Annotated in this window: 12 protein-coding genes; 5 read left to right on the top strand and 7 right to left on the bottom strand. The window is 68.6% G+C overall.

Annotated features, from left to right (window positions below; all coding sequences use genetic code 11):
- The first annotated feature begins 121 nt into the window (after positions 1–121).
- Positions 122–763 (top strand): FMN-binding negative transcriptional regulator, encoded by a 642-nt coding sequence (locus AC3AP7_RS18110; RefSeq protein WP_487363967.1) that lies wholly within the window; start codon positions 122–124, stop codon positions 761–763.
- Positions 764–856: 93 nt separating this feature from the next.
- Positions 857–3,442: a heavy metal translocating P-type ATPase gene (locus tag AC3AP7_RS18105; protein WP_487363966.1), complete on the top strand. Its 2,586-nt coding sequence runs from the start codon at positions 857–859 to the stop codon at positions 3,440–3,442.
- On the opposite strand, the gene AC3AP7_RS18100 is transcribed toward AC3AP7_RS18105, so the two are convergent.
- Positions 3,439–4,092 carry a glutathione S-transferase family protein gene (locus AC3AP7_RS18100; RefSeq protein ID WP_487363965.1) on the bottom strand — a complete coding sequence of 218 codons (654 nt, stop codon included), beginning with the start codon at positions 4,090–4,092 and terminating at the stop codon, positions 3,439–3,441. The genes AC3AP7_RS18105 and AC3AP7_RS18100 overlap by 4 nt on opposite strands.
- 211 nt (positions 4,093–4,303) lie before the next feature.
- On the opposite strand from AC3AP7_RS18100, the gene AC3AP7_RS18095 reads away from it, so the two are divergent.
- Complete coding sequence (locus AC3AP7_RS18095; protein WP_487363964.1) at positions 4,304–5,728, top strand: polyhydroxyalkanoate depolymerase; 1,425 nt, start codon at positions 4,304–4,306, stop codon at positions 5,726–5,728.
- A gap of 41 nt (positions 5,729–5,769) precedes the next feature.
- Here the strand turns inward: AC3AP7_RS18095 and AC3AP7_RS18090 are convergent, their stop codons facing one another.
- From AC3AP7_RS18090 to AC3AP7_RS18075, 4 genes are all read right to left on the bottom strand, one after another.
- The gene (locus AC3AP7_RS18090) at positions 5,770–6,204 is read right to left on the bottom strand and encodes a cupin domain-containing protein (RefSeq protein WP_487363963.1); all 435 of its coding nucleotides are present in this window, start codon (positions 6,202–6,204) and stop codon (positions 5,770–5,772) included.
- A gap of 96 nt (positions 6,205–6,300) precedes the next feature.
- Complete coding sequence (locus AC3AP7_RS18085; protein WP_487363962.1) at positions 6,301–6,915, bottom strand: flavin reductase family protein; 615 nt, start codon at positions 6,913–6,915, stop codon at positions 6,301–6,303.
- Between the two features lie 203 nt (positions 6,916–7,118).
- Positions 7,119–7,430, bottom strand: a complete 312-nt coding sequence (locus AC3AP7_RS18080) for a hypothetical protein (protein ID WP_487363961.1) — start codon at positions 7,428–7,430, stop codon at positions 7,119–7,121.
- Between the two features lie 394 nt (positions 7,431–7,824).
- Positions 7,825–7,983, bottom strand: coding sequence for a hypothetical protein (locus tag AC3AP7_RS18075; RefSeq protein ID WP_487363960.1), 159 nt, complete (start codon positions 7,981–7,983; stop codon positions 7,825–7,827).
- A 272-nt stretch (positions 7,984–8,255) separates the two neighbouring features.
- Here AC3AP7_RS18075 and AC3AP7_RS18070 point away from each other — a divergent pair, with 272 nt between their 5' ends.
- Positions 8,256–10,118: a methyl-accepting chemotaxis protein gene (locus AC3AP7_RS18070; RefSeq protein ID WP_487363959.1), complete on the top strand. Its 1,863-nt coding sequence runs from the start codon at positions 8,256–8,258 to the stop codon at positions 10,116–10,118.
- Positions 10,119–10,131: 13 nt separating this feature from the next.
- Here AC3AP7_RS18070 and AC3AP7_RS18065 read toward each other — a convergent pair whose 3' ends face one another.
- Complete coding sequence (locus AC3AP7_RS18065; protein ID WP_487363958.1) at positions 10,132–11,709, bottom strand: methyl-accepting chemotaxis protein; 1,578 nt, start codon at positions 11,707–11,709, stop codon at positions 10,132–10,134.
- A gap of 384 nt (positions 11,710–12,093) precedes the next feature.
- Between AC3AP7_RS18065 and AC3AP7_RS18060 the strand changes: the two genes are divergently transcribed.
- Positions 12,094–12,171: a hypothetical protein gene (locus AC3AP7_RS18060; RefSeq protein ID WP_488324871.1), complete on the top strand. Its 78-nt coding sequence runs from the start codon at positions 12,094–12,096 to the stop codon at positions 12,169–12,171.
- Between the two features lie 80 nt (positions 12,172–12,251).
- Here AC3AP7_RS18060 and AC3AP7_RS18055 read toward each other — a convergent pair whose 3' ends face one another.
- A complete protein-coding gene (locus AC3AP7_RS18055) occupies positions 12,252–13,628 on the bottom strand; it encodes a hypothetical protein (protein WP_487363956.1) in 1,377 nt (458 codons plus the stop codon).
- Between the last annotated feature and the right edge of the window lie 134 nt (positions 13,629–13,762).

The raw sequence follows: 13,762 nt of genomic DNA, 5'->3' as shown, positions 1-13,762 counted from the left end.
CATCGACTGCGCGTCCCGACAACAACGGCTTGTATCGTATCCTTGAGCGCAGACAAGCGCAAAGGCGCAAACACCGTTTTGGGCCGAACTTGACCATTCCTTTCAAATGGAGCGTTCTTTCATGTACATGCCCGCCCATTTCGCGGAAAACCGCGCCGACGTGCTCCACCGTCTGATCGCCGATCAGCCGTTCGGCACGCTGGTCACCCACGGTCCGCAGGGGCTCGACGCCAATCATCTGCCGTTCGAGTTCGATGCGCACGCCGGTGCGCACGGCACGCTGCGCGCGCACGTCGCGCGCGCCAATCCTGTCTGGCAGGAAGCGGCTGCGCATCCCGAAACGCTGGTGATCTTTCAGGGGCCGGCGGCCTACATCTCGCCGAACTGGTACCCGAGCAAGCACGAAGCCCATCGCCAGGTGCCCACTTACAATTACATGGTGGTGCACGCGCACGGGCGGATCGCCGTGCGCGACGACGAAGCGTTCGTGCGCGGCCTCGTCGCGCGCCTCACGCGGCGGATGGAGGCAACCGAGCCCCAGCCGTGGAAAATGGGCGACGCCCCGGCGGACTACCTGACGCAGATGCTCGCGGCCATCGTCGGCATCGAGATCGAAGTGACGCGCCTCGTCGGCAAGTGGAAACTGAGCCAGAACAAGGAGACGCGCGACCGCCGCGGCGCCGCCGATGCGCTGCTCGCGCGCGGCGGCGACATCGCCGAAGCGGTCGCGCTCGCCATGCTGGCTGCGCCGCCCGAACTCTGACGCGCGGGACGGCCCGCGGCTTGACCTTCCCATGATGGGAAGCTCGATACTGGGTTCATGATGCGGCGTCCCGCCGCGACGAGCCCGTCCGCCATGACCGATCTGTCCGCTCCGCAACACCGGGCGCCCGCGCGCGCCGAATTCGACATCCACGGGATGACCTGCGCGGCGTGTGCGCTGCGCGTCGAAAAAGCGCTGGCCAAAGTGCCAGGCGTGACCGGCGCTGCCGTGAACCTCGCCACCGAACGCGCCAGCGTCGACGCCGAAGCCGGCGTGACAGCCGACGCGCTGGTCGATGCGGTCCGCAAGGCCGGCTATGACGCGGTCCCGGTCGTGCGCGCGCCGGCCGCCGCGCCTTACGTCGAACTCGCCCTCTCCGGCATGACCTGCGCGGCGTGCGCGCTGCGGGTCGAAAAGGCGCTGGCCAACGTGCCGGGCGTCGTGTCCGCGTCGGTCAACCTGGCCACCGGGGTCGCCCGCGTCGAGCCGGGCGACACCGCGCCGGACAGCGACGCGCTCGTCGCCGCGGTCAGTCGCGCCGGCTACGGGGCCACCCCGCTTGTCCCCGGAGAATCCGCCGAATCGGCCCTGGCACCGGCATCCGCGCGACGAGGCGCGCGTGCAGGCACACGGCCAGGCACAGACGCGGCCCGCCGCGAACTGATCGCGGTCGTCGCGAGCGCGCTGCTGACGCTGCCGCTCGTGTTGCCGATGCTCGGTCACGACCTGCTCGGAGCGCTCGCCCGCCAGCCGATGTCGGCGCCCGGTGCGATCGTGCCCCCGTTCGTGCAATGCGGGCTCGCCACGCTGGTCCAGTTCGGCTTCGGCGCGCGGTTCTACCGGGCCGCGTGGCGCGCGGTACGCGCCGGCGCGGGCAACATGGACCTGCTGGTCGCGCTCGGCACATCCGCCGCATACGGGCTGAGCGTCTATGAACTGTTTGCGCATCCGGGCGAGGCGGCGCACCTCTATTTCGAGGCATCGGCCGTCGTGATCACGCTGGTGCGCTTCGGCAAATGGCTCGAGGCGCGCGCCAGGCGCCAGACCACCGGCGCGATCCGCGCGCTCAACGCGCTGCGCCCCGAGCGCGCGCGCATCCGCGTCGGCGACGCCGAACGCGACGTGCCGCTCGCGCAGGTGCGCGTCGGCATGGTCGTGACGATCCGGCCGGGCGAGCGCGTGCCGGTCGACGGCACGGTGCTCGAAGGCCGCACGCACATCGACGAGTCGCTGCTCACCGGCGAAAGCATGCCGGTGCCGAAGCAGCCGGACGACCCCGTCAGCGCAGGCTCGATCAACGGCGAAGGCGCGCTCGCGGTGACCGCGACCGCCGTCGGCGCCGAAACGGCGCTCGCGCGGATCATCCGGCTCGTCGAAAGCGCGCAGGCGGCCAAGGCGCCGATCCAGCGCCTCGTCGATCGCGTGAGCGAAGTGTTCGTGCCGACCATCCTGGTGCTCGCCACGCTCACGCTGATCGGCTGGCTCGTGGCCGGGGCCGGCAGCGAAACCGCGATCGTCGACGCGGTGGCCGTGCTCGTGATCGCGTGCCCGTGCGCGCTCGGACTCGCGACGCCCGCGGCCATCATGGCGGGCACCGGCGTCGCGGCACGCCACGGCATCCTGATCAAGGACGCCGAAGCGCTCGAAATCGCCCATCGGGTCGACACGATCGCATTCGACAAGACCGGCACGCTGACCATCGGCCAGCCCACCGTCAGTGCGTTCGAACCGCTCGGCATCGGACGGGGCGCCGCGCTCGCGCTCGCGGCAGCCGTGCAGTCGCACAGCGACCACCCGCTCGCCCGCGCGCTCGTCGAGGCCTGGCGCGCGCAGGCGCCGTCGTCCGCCGACGCGCGCCCTGCCCCGGCGAGCGCCGCGCATGCGGTGCCGGGGCGCGGCGTCGAGGCGCAGATCGACGGACAGCGCATCGCAATCGGCAGCGGCCGCTGGCGGGAAGAGCTCGGCGTCGCACTGCCGCCGGACGTGGCCGCGCGCGCGCAGCAACTCGAACGCGACGGCCACACCCTTTCATGGCTGATGCGGCTCGACAGCGCGCCGCCCACGGCGCTCGCGCTGATCGCGTTCGGCGATGCCGTCAAGCCGGGCGCCCGCGACGCGATCGCGCGGCTCGCACGCGAGGGCGTGACGAGCGTGCTCGTGACCGGCGACAACGAAGGTAGTGCGGCAAGCGTCGCGGCGGCGCTCGGCATCGCCGAATATCACGCGCGCGTGCTGCCGCAGGACAAGGCGGACGTGATCCGCGCACTGAAGGAACGCAGCGGCGGCAAGGTCGCGATGGTCGGCGACGGCATCAACGACGCGCCTGCGCTCGCCGCCGCCGATCTCGGCATCGCGATGGCAAGCGGCACCGACATCGCGATGCACGCGGCGGGCATCACGCTGATGCGCGGCGATCCGGCGCTCGTCGCCGAGGCGCTCGACATCTCGCGGCGCACCTGGCGCAAGATCCGGCAAAACCTCTTCTGGGCATTCGTCTACAACCTGATCGGCATTCCGCTTGCGGCGCTCGGCTGGCTGAACCCGATGCTCGCCGGCGCCGCGATGGCGTTTTCCAGCGTCAGCGTCGTGACCAATGCGCTGCTGCTGCGCCGCTGGCGTCCCGCCGGCGCGACGCGCGGCGCGGCGGATCCACGCGAAGCAGCCCGCCACAACGCCTAGAATTCGACATCGAGTTCGTCGATTTCATCGACTTCCTGCTGCGCATCGGCCATCCACTGCTGCATGTCCGGCAGCGCAAGAATCCGCTGCCCGTATGCCACGATGTCTGGATCGAGCTTCACGTCGTAGGTCACGAAGCGCGTGACGACAGGTGCGTACATCGCATCGGCCACGCTGCGCTCGCCGAACAGATAGGGACCGCCGTACTGCCGCAGGCACTCGCGCCAGATCTCGACGATCCGGTCAATGTCGGCCTGCGCGCGCGCCCATACCTTGAAGCCCGGGAAATGCGCGCGCAGGTTCATTGGCAGTGCTGATCGAAGCGCGCTGAATCCCGAATGCATCTCGCCGGCAATCGCCCGGCAATGCGCGCGCGCGCTGCGCGCCTGCGGCAGCAGTTGCGCGGCCGGCTGCACTTCGTTCAGATACTCGGCGATCGCCAACGTGTCCCAGACCTTTGTCCCCTCATGAAACAGACAAGGCACGAGGATCGACGGCGACAGCAGCAGCAGTTCGGCGCGCGCGCCCGGGTCGTCGACCGGGACGACGATCTCCTCGAACGGCAGACCGCTGAAACGGGTCAGCAGCCAGCCGCGCAGCGACCAGGACGAATAGTTCTTGCTGCTGATCGTGAGCGTGGTATTGGCCATACGAAAGTCCTCCTGGACGGATCGGCGCCTGCGGTGCGCGTTGGTGCGTACGCGCACCAGATCGCGGCAAAACCGGCACCGCGCGGGAAACCGCGCAAATGCCATGCCAGCGCGCGCCCACCGGCGGCCGTTCGGCGCGCACGGAGAAGCCGACTGGCACGCAGCTTGCCTCTGTTCGGATTCCTTCCCTTCGGGCACCGATGCGACGGCCATGAACCTGCTCGCCTATCCCGCCTACCAGGCATGGGCCGATCTGATGTTGCCGCTGCGCCACGGCGCGGCGCTCGTCGACCGCTCGCTCGACGCGTGGCCCGCGCTGGCCGGATCGCCGCACGGGCGCACGCTGCGCGCCGCGAGCGAATGGCTCGGGCTCGCCGGACTCACGCACCGACGGCCGCCCTTCGGCATCGAAACGGTCGTGGTCGACGGCGAGCGCGTCGCCGTCCACGAGGAAGTCACGCTGCGCACGCCGTTCTGCTCGCTGCTGCATTTCCGCAAGGACAAGGCGACCGTGCCCGCGCAGCCGCGCGTACTCGTGATCGCCCCGATGTCGGGGCACTTCGCGACGCTGCTGCGCGGCACCGTCATGACCATGCTCGCCGAGCACGACATCTACATCACCGACTGGCACAACCCGCGCGACGTGCCGCTCGCGCAAGGCCGCTTCGGCTTCGGCGAATTCGTGCAGCACGTGATCGACTTCACCGCCGCGCTCGGCGAGGGGGCGCATCTGCTGGCGGTCTGTCAGCCGACCGTGGCGGCGCTCGCTGCAGTCGCGCTGATGGCCGCCGACGACCACCCCGCGCAGCCTGCCAGCATGACGCTGATGGCGGGCCCGATCGACACGCGCATCAATCCGACCCGGGTGAACGCGCTGGCGAAGAGCAAACCGCTCGATTGGTTCGAGCGCCATCTGATCAGCGCGGTGCCGCCGGGTTTCGCCGGTGCGCAGCGGCGCGTCTATCCGGGCTTCGTGCAGCTCTGCGCATTCATGTCGATGAATCTGCAGCGCCATCTCGACTCGTTCGAAACGATGCACTACGAACGCGCGAAAGGCGATCCGGCGAAAGCCGATGCGATCCGCGGCTTCTACGAAGAGTACTTCGCGACGATGGACCTCACGGCGGACTTCTATCTGGAAACCGTCGATGCCGTGTTCCAGCGCCATGCGCTGCCGCTGCATGCGCTCGAAGTCGGCGGACGGCCGATCGAGCCGTCGCGCATTCGCCGCACCGCGCTGCTGACCGTCGAAGGCGAGAAGGACGACATCTGCGCGGTCGGGCAGACGCTCGCCGCGCAGGACCTGTGCGAGCGGCTGCGTCCCTACCTGAAGACGCATCATGTGCAGACCGGGGTCGGCCACTACGGCGTGTTCAACGGACGGCGCTGGGAGCGGCACATCTATCCGCGCGTGCGCCAGGTGATCTACGACAACGAGCCGCGCGCAGCCACGACCGGCGCGTTCGCGCAATCGATCCGGCGCGCGGTGCTTCACGCGCCCTCGACCGCAGCCGCAGCCGCGGCCGCGGCGGGCGCCTCGGCGACATCAACCGTGTCGGCGCCGCCGGCCGCGCAGCAGGACAGCGCATCGCCCGCCGACCCGTCGCCGCTTGCGCAACGCTCGGCCGCGCCATGAGCCGCACGTGAGCGACGCGCAAGCGGCGTGGCTCACCGCCGTCAGGCAGGCACGCTTTTCCACGGCGTGACGTCCGGCACCGCGCACGGCCCCTCGGCGCCGATCGTCCGGAAGTCGGCTGGCGACACGATTTCCAGGTACTCCATATCTTCCGAATAATCGAACAGATAGTGCACGATGCCGGGCGCCTGATGGACGCAATCGCCCGTCGCGACGAGCGTCTCCTCGTCGCCGTACATGAAGCGGGCCCAGCCTTTGAGCATGATCACGATGTGGAAATCGGCCTCATGGCGGTGCCAGCCGGTGCCTTTCTCTGGTGCATGATTCGCCTTCACGAGCTGCGCGAGCACCTTGCCGTGCGTCGCCTGCGCGATGCCGAGATCGCGGTAGAGAAAGAAGTCGCGCAGCCCCTGATCCTCGAATGACGTGTCTTGCGGCCGGACGTGCGTGAACAGCGTGGCGAATTCGGTGGACATGATCGCGCTCCAGAGAGATGAAACGGACGAAGAAAGCGGCACGGTGAGCGCCGTTTCAAGCATCAAGCGTTCCAGCGCGCGACGTGCGCCGATGCGTCACGCGCCCGGCCGGATCATCTGGAACATCTCGCCGATCGCCGCGTAGTCCGCGCGATAGCCGGCCCGCATCACCGGCTGCGCCGCGTGCGTGTCGAACAGACCGTCCTTCAGATACGCGTGGCGGATGTGCACGCCGACCACCTGGCCGAGCGCGAGGTAGTTGTCCATCGGCGTGCCGTCGAGCGCGTGCAGGCGCACGATCTGCAACAGCCGGCATTCGAGCGCCGCGGGCGCTTCGCCGACGTGCGGCACCGCGACGTTGCGGCCCGGCGCCGGCGTCAGGCCGGCGAGCGCAAACTCGTCGACGTCGGGCGCCACCGGCGCCGACGTGCGGTTCATCTGCGCGGCGAGCGGCTTCGACGCGAGGTTCCAGACGAATTCGCCGGTTGCTTCGATGTTGCGGATGCTGTCCTTGTAGCCCTCGCTGCTGAAACCGATGATCGCCGGCGACGATGCGAACGCGCCAAAAAAGCTGTAAGGCGCGAGGTTCAGTTGGCCGTCGGCGCTGCGGCTCGAAATCCAGCCGATCAGACGCGGCGCGACGATCGCCTTGAACGGATCGTGCCGCAGGCCGTGGCCCTGCGCGGGATCGTAGAAGTAGGTATCGTCCATGATCGTGTGGGGGTTCGCCTGAGAAATGCCGCGCTGGGAACGCGCGGCGCACCGGTTCGTTCGCCGCGCCGAAAGACCTTCAGGATAGCGCAGCAGCCGGGCCCGCGAAGCCGGCGCCGCCAGATGCAGCGAGGCCGGTCTCCACCCGGGAGACCGGCCTCGCAATGCGCGCGCCGCCAGCAGCGGCGCGCGACCCGCCCGCCTTAATAGTGATGCGGCGGGGGCGGCGGCGGACGATGGCCGTGGCGATGCGGATCGTACGAATGCGGATGACGGCGCATCCAGTCGTCGTGCGCCCAGTAGCGGTGGCCGTCCCAGTAACGATCGCCATGCCAGCCGATGCTGACCGAGATGCCGACCGGCATCAGCCCCGGTGCGGCGTACGGTGCGACCATGCCAGGCGCGGAGACGACGATGCGGTCAGCCTGTGCGAAAGCGCTGCCGGCGGTGAGCAACGCGCCCCCGGCGACGAGCGCGGCCAGCACCGCGCGAGAAGTTTTATGCAGGTTTTTCATTGTGAGCCCTCCATCGAAGGTGTGGGTGCAAGGACCAGAAGCGGTCAACAGAGATCATCTGGCCCGACATCTGCAGAACCCACTTTAGCGAAGCACAGCGCAGACGGGCGTGACCGCTTGTAAGCGTAAATTTCAGATGAGCCGCCACGCGCGCCCACGCGACATCGGGGAATGTATCAACCTCACAGCGCCTTGAGCCCGCCTCGGACCGTCAGGTCACTGTCAGTCAATGTTACATTCATTTCAGAGTAGAAATAATCGGTGACGGATTCGCGACAAAAAAGAGGCAATCCGCACGCCGGTGCTCAAAAGCAAAAAGCCACGGTCGACCGTGGCTTCTGGCGGGCCCGTGCGCCCGGGCAGCGGACGCACGACAGCAGGCGAAACGCGACGCTTAGTCGCTCAGCTTGACGCCGAACAGCGTGGCTTGTGCGCGACGCTGACGCTCGGCTTCGCGGTGACGCGCGGCGTACGAGTAATCGGCGTCCAGCGGAAGGTGCGGCGAGGCAAAGAGGTCGCTGACCTTTTGAAACAGAGCAAAGATGACGTTCATGGCGACTCCCGGTTGATGTGCGATCTAGGGTTTTCCCTTAGCACGCATTATAGGGTTTTCCCTGATCTATTGCTAGTGCATCGCAACATTTTTTTGCGGAAGCACACACGGCTCCTCCGTCAGGCCCCGCGCTATCACGTCGCCTTCCGATGAGGTTGATGCAAAACGAATACCAACTATTTGGGACGCCCAGGGGGTCCGATGCCTCAGCGTTGGCCGCTCGCGTGCCGATAACTCCGGTTGAACACGCCCGGAACTCTCAAGGATTCGTCATGCACATTTGGCGCAAGTGCTCCATTCAAAACAAGCTGGTCCTCAGCATGACCAGCTGTCTGCTGCTCTTTGTCGCAATCTCCAGCGGATTGAGCTTCTGGCTGATCGGCAACGCGGTGCGCGAGCGCGTCGTGCACGAAGAGTTGCCGACCGCCGTCAACGGCATCCGCGCGGACGTGCAGCGGCAGCTCGCCGGGCCGATCGCGGCCGCGCTCACGATGGCCGGCGACACCTTCCTGCAGCAATGGGACGCCGCCGGCAACCCGGACGCGGGCACCCACGCGTGGATGCAGCTTGCGGCGAACGTGAAAGCGCAACAGAAAGCGTCGTCGGTGCAATGGGTATCGGTCGCCACCGGCAACTACTTCACCGAGGCGGGTCTGATGCGCAAGGTCTCGGACAAGGATCAGTGGCTGCACGCGTTCCTCGCGTCCGGCAAGCCGTTCCAGGTCAACATGGATCACGACGTGAGCCTGGGCGGCTACATGATGTTCATCAACGCCCGCGTGCAGAGCGGCGACAGTCCGACCGGCGTGACCGGGATGAGCCTGTCGGTCGACAAGCTCGCGAAGGAGATTTCCGCGTACAAGATCGGCGACACCGGCTACGCGTACCTCGTGCGCCCGGACGGCGCGATCATGATGCATCGCGACACCTCGCTGATCGACGGCAGGCACTTCCTGAAAGACGAGCCGGGCCTGCCCGACGACGCCTCGGCCACGCTGCTCGCGGGCCAGTCGTATGCGTACCTGAGCTATGACGCGCCGGGCGGCGCGCGCTTCGTCGCCACCTCGTACATTCCGGAGCTCGACGCCTACGTCGTCGTCGAGGTGCCGCAGGCGGAGTTGCTCGGACCGGTCACGCACGCGATCCGCAATGCGGAGGTCATCGCGGCGATCGTCGGTCTCGGCGTCGCGCTGTTCGTCATCGTGCTGGTGGGCCGCACGATCGCGGCGCCGGTGCGGCGCGCCGCCACGCTGCTGTCCGAGATCGCCAACGGCGAGGGCGACCTCACGCGGCGCATGAAAGTGGAAAGCGAGGACGAAATCGGGCAACTGGCGGAGGCGTTCAACCGCTTCGTGTCGTCGCTCGCGATGCTCGTGCAGCGCGTGCGATCGGCGTCGGCGTCGATCGCGACCGGCTCCGCGCAGATTGCAGCCGGCAACGCGGATCTGAGCGCGCGCACCGAAGGACAATCGGGCAACCTCGAACGGACCGCCGCGTCGATGGAGCAGATCACCGCGGCCGTGAAGAACAACACCGAAACCGCGCGCGGCGCGGCGCAGATGATCGCCGACGCCTCCGACACCGCCGTCCAGGGCGGCCAGGTCGTCGACGAAGCGGTCAGCACGATGGACCGGATCAGCGAGGCGTCGCGGAAGATCTCGGACATCATCGTGCTGATCGACAGCATCTCGTTTCAGACCAACATCCTCGCGCTGAACGCCGCCGTCGAAGCGGCGCGCGCCGGCGAGCAGGGCCGCGGCTTCGCGGTGGTGGCCTCGGAGGTGCGCAACCTCGCGCAGCGCAGCGCGCAGGCGGCCAAGGAGATCAAGGGGCTGATCGAGCACAGCGTCGGCACGGTCGACAGCGGCGCGCGCCTCGTCGGCGAAGCGGGCAAGGTGATGACCGACGTCGTCGCACGGGTGCGCGGCGTGAGCGCGATGATGAACGAGATCGCCGTGGCGAGCATGGAGCAGAGCTCGGGCATCAACCAGATCGGCGACGCCGTGCAGCAACTCGACCAGATGACGCAGCAGAACGCGGCGCTCGTCGAGGAAAGCGCCGCAGCCGCGGAAAGCCTCCGGCAACAGGCGGCGGAACTGACGCAGCTCGTCGCGGTGTTCAAGGTCGACGCGTGAGGCGGCGCGCGCGTCAGCGTTTGACCAGATCGAAAATCTCGACCGTCGACTGAAGCATCAACGACTGCTCGCTCAGCGATTGCCCGGCGGCAGCGGCCTGCTCCACCAGCGCGGCATTCTGCTGCACGTCGGCATCCATCGTGCCGAGCGCGTCGCTCACGCGCTGCAGGCTGCTGTTCTGCGCCTCGGATGCGTCGGTGATGTGCAGAATCAACGCGTTCACGCGCTCGACCGACTGCACGATCGAGCGCGTCGCGTCGCCTGCGTGTTCGACGCGCGCGCGGCCGGTCTCGACCTGCTCGGCCGCATGCGCGATCAGTGTCGCGATCTCGCGCGCCGCCGACGCGGTGCGCTGCGACAGCACCCGCACTTCGCCCGCAACGACGGCAAACCCGCGGCCCAGTTCGCCGGCGCGCGCGGCCTCGATCGCCGCGTTGATCGCGAGGATATTGGTCTGCGCGGCGATGCTGTCGATCAGATGCGAAATCTCGGCGATCTTGCCCGAGCTTTGCGCGGCGGACCGGATCGCGGCGACGGCGTCGGCCATCTGCTCGCCGCCGTCACGGGCCATCGCGGCGGTCTCGCGGGAGATGTGCCGTGCGTCGTTGCCGAGCGCCGTGTTGGTGGCGACGGCCTCGGTGAGCGTGCGCAACTCGGAGGCCGTGCATTGCAGCGCGAACGCGGTCTTTTCGGTGCGTTGCGACAGATCGTCGTTGCCCGACGCGACCTGCGCGGTCGCGGAGGCCAGCTCGCGCGCGCCGCAGTCGATCCCGGAGACGATCTGCGCGAGGCTCGCGCGGGTCATGTTGAGCGCGCGCACGAAGGGGGCAAAAGCGGGAGCGACGCGCTGATCGAACTGCGCGAGCAGGTCGCCGGAGGCAATCCGGTACAGATAGTCCGTGACCTGCGTGACAGGCGCGACGAACCTGCGCTCGACCGCGCGCGCATGCAGGACCATCACGACGAGCGCACAGACAAAGATGCTCCACGCGAGACCGCGCGGCGCCTCGCCGCCCGGCCACGCAGTATGACCGGTTGTGAGCACAACCAGTGCCGCGGCAAAACAGGCGGCGACGGACAGTAACGCCGCGTTGCGCCGGACGCACGTGAGCGCGCGATGCGTCGCGCGCGCGGCACGCGCGAGCCATCCGCGCCGGACGAGACGACCCTGCTCGATGCCGTAGCGCTCGCCGCCGGGCGCATTCAGCGTGTCGAACATGCGGCGCGTGTCGTCGATCATCGCGGCGGGCGCGCAGGTCCGGATCGACGTGAAGCCGATCAGCCGGCCGTCGAGCCAGCGCGGTGCGACGCTCGTGATCGTCCACAGGCGCTCGCCGTTGCGGCAAAGATTGACGGCCACGCCTTCCCAGCGCCGGCCGGCATCGATCGTTTGACGGACGTCCATGAACGCCGCACGCGGGCTTTCCGGAGGGACGAGCTTCGCGTAGGGCTGGCCGACCAGTTCCGCGACTTCGTAGCCGAGCGCGCGCGCGAACGAATCGCTGACATAGGCCACGTTCCCTTTCAGGTCCGTGCGCGAGATCAGGATGTCTTGCGCGCCAATGGTGCGGCCAACCGGTGTGTCACTCATGCTGATATCCGTTCGATGCGATCGGTCTGTGCGCGGGCCGCAGGTCTTCGGCGGAGACACGCCGGGCGCGAAATGTTCCTCACATGGAACACGTTTCCATATGTGTAACGGCGGCGTGGGCGGGAACTTGAGGGTGCGGGGATGAAGGTTGGGGCGAGGGGGTGGCGGTACTGCGTGCTCCGTGCTGCGCTTTGCAGCGGCTTCGATCAGGCGAGTGTCCTCCGCATGTCGGCAAGGGAGGGCTGACCGGTGCCAGGTCCATGCGCCCGCCAATTTGTTTCATTCATTTCATTTACACAAATCATCCGCCAAGCTGGCTCTATCGAAATTGTCGACCCCGACAGATTCATTATCAACCAATGGGATCTCGATCCGCTCGTCGTAATGGCGTCATTCAAGCGTATGCGCGCCCGCTGGAAAAGACCGGAAACCACCCCTGAAGATTTCGCGCAAGCCCCGTAACGTGCGGACCTGCCGGCAACGGCCCAACGAATACGCGAGGCGTCGGATCGCATTTAGCCGACGACCCCGACGCTCACACATCACCCCGCCCGGGCAACCTTTCTCGCCTCGTGAGCGCTCGCCGAAGCCGCCACCCCATGCGCCCGCGCATGCCCGCGCTGCACCTTATGCCGGCTCTCCCCCCGCTCCCGCGCGGGCGCCGCCGGCCGCTGCGCCGCGGCGGCGGACGCCGCGGCAGCCACCGCCGCCGCGAGCCGCTCGTCGAGCAGGCCGGCCATCGCCGTGCGCTGGTCCTGCATCATTTGCGCGATGTGCTGTTGCTGCGCAGCCGTCTCGCGCGTCAGGCGCATCAGCAAGGCCGTCTGCACAATCCCGATCGCCACCGTGACAAGCAGCGCGCCGACCACGATCGACAGCATCGCCTTCATCCGCCGCGAGTGGTCGGTCGCCGCGCGTCGCTGGTCGGAGATCACGCCGTAGAGCGCATCCACGGTATCCGCAAAGGCAGTCGCGCGCGCGCGGTCCAGTTCGGGCGCGCCCGGCGCGGCATCCTTTGCCGGCGCGGGCGCGACAAAAGACGCGCCCGGCCGATCCGCCGCCGTCTTGCGCCGGGCAGGCGGCACGTCGGCCGTCGTAGTCGTCGTTTCGGATGCCGGTTCCGTTGCGGCGAGCCCCTCGCGCGCGGGCCCCGCGGCGCTTCCGCCCGGCGCGGCCGGCTCGCGCGACGCGGTCGCTGCGCGCGTCACCGTAGCCGCCACCCGTTGCGGCTGCGCGCCCGGCTGGCCGGACGCCCGCTCGCCGGCAGGCGTCGCAGCCTCGCGCAATGCGTGCATGCCGCGCGCCACCGCGGCGACCGCCTCCGCAGTACTCATCGACGGCGCGCCGGGCGGCGTCGCGCGCGCGGAATCCGCCCCCGCTGCTGCGATTGCGGTCGAGATCGCGGTCGCGGTCGCGCCGGCCGCCCCAACGTCCGCTGCGACAGCGCTCGCACCATCCGCATCGGCAGCGTCGCGCGGCACAGGCGGCGTCGGCCCGACCGACGGCTCGATGCGTTCGAAGCCGTCCAGCATCACCGATTCGCGCACCGGCTCCGTCCTGTCGCCGCGCGCGGCACGCCGCGCGCTCCTCGATTCCGCGGCCGGCGCGAGCGGCGCCGCCGGTGCGTCGGCCGATGCGCCCAGCGCAGCCCGTACCACGTCGGGCAACTCGAAGCCGTGCAGCGTCCCCTGCCGGATGTCGATGTTCATCGCTTCGAGCGTGGCGCGCGTCGGATCGTCGGGAAACAGGTCCAGCGTGCTGTCGTCGCGCGACGCGTCGCTCAGTTGCGCGAGACGTTGCGCCGAGCGGGCGGCGCGTGCGAGCTTGTTTTCGGTGTCGGTGGAGACGGCCGGGCTGCGCCGCTTGCTGGTGCCGGCGCGGGAGGAACGGGACTGCGAGGATGCTGCGGAATCTGCCATGGGAAACAAAGCGGTCGTCGCCGGCGGGCGGGCACCGGATGGCGCACCGCCATGCGAGCGTTTTTTCAAGCGCGCATTGTCTCACGGCCGGCCCCGCGCGCCAGCGTCAATCGCGCACTTTCGGCGCGTGTGCG

It is taken from the genome of Paraburkholderia sp. PAMB 6770, from assembly GCF_057748135.1.
This window is presented reverse-complemented; position numbering and strand designations above follow the sequence as displayed.

Coding starts and splice junctions, on each gene's coding strand:
- AC3AP7_RS18080 (WP_487363961.1), bottom strand. CDS start 7,430: ATGAAAAACCTGCATAAAACTTCTCGCGCGGTGCTGGCCGCGCTCGTC.
- AC3AP7_RS18090 (WP_487363963.1), bottom strand. CDS start 6,204: ATGTCCACCGAATTCGCCACGCTGTTCACGCACGTCCGGCCGCAAGAC.
- AC3AP7_RS18060 (WP_488324871.1), top strand. CDS start 12,094: ATGGCGTCATTCAAGCGTATGCGCGCCCGCTGGAAAAGACCGGAAACC.
- AC3AP7_RS18055 (WP_487363956.1), bottom strand. CDS start 13,628: ATGGCAGATTCCGCAGCATCCTCGCAGTCCCGTTCCTCCCGCGCCGGC.
- AC3AP7_RS18095 (WP_487363964.1), top strand. CDS start 4,304: ATGAACCTGCTCGCCTATCCCGCCTACCAGGCATGGGCCGATCTGATG.
- AC3AP7_RS18110 (WP_487363967.1), top strand. CDS start 122: ATGTACATGCCCGCCCATTTCGCGGAAAACCGCGCCGACGTGCTCCAC.
- AC3AP7_RS18075 (WP_487363960.1), bottom strand. CDS start 7,983: ATGAACGTCATCTTTGCTCTGTTTCAAAAGGTCAGCGACCTCTTTGCC.
- AC3AP7_RS18085 (WP_487363962.1), bottom strand. CDS start 6,915: ATGGACGATACCTACTTCTACGATCCCGCGCAGGGCCACGGCCTGCGG.
- AC3AP7_RS18065 (WP_487363958.1), bottom strand. CDS start 11,709: ATGAGTGACACACCGGTTGGCCGCACCATTGGCGCGCAAGACATCCTG.
- AC3AP7_RS18100 (WP_487363965.1), bottom strand. CDS start 4,092: ATGGCCAATACCACGCTCACGATCAGCAGCAAGAACTATTCGTCCTGG.
- AC3AP7_RS18070 (WP_487363959.1), top strand. CDS start 8,256: ATGCACATTTGGCGCAAGTGCTCCATTCAAAACAAGCTGGTCCTCAGC.
- AC3AP7_RS18105 (WP_487363966.1), top strand. CDS start 857: ATGACCGATCTGTCCGCTCCGCAACACCGGGCGCCCGCGCGCGCCGAA.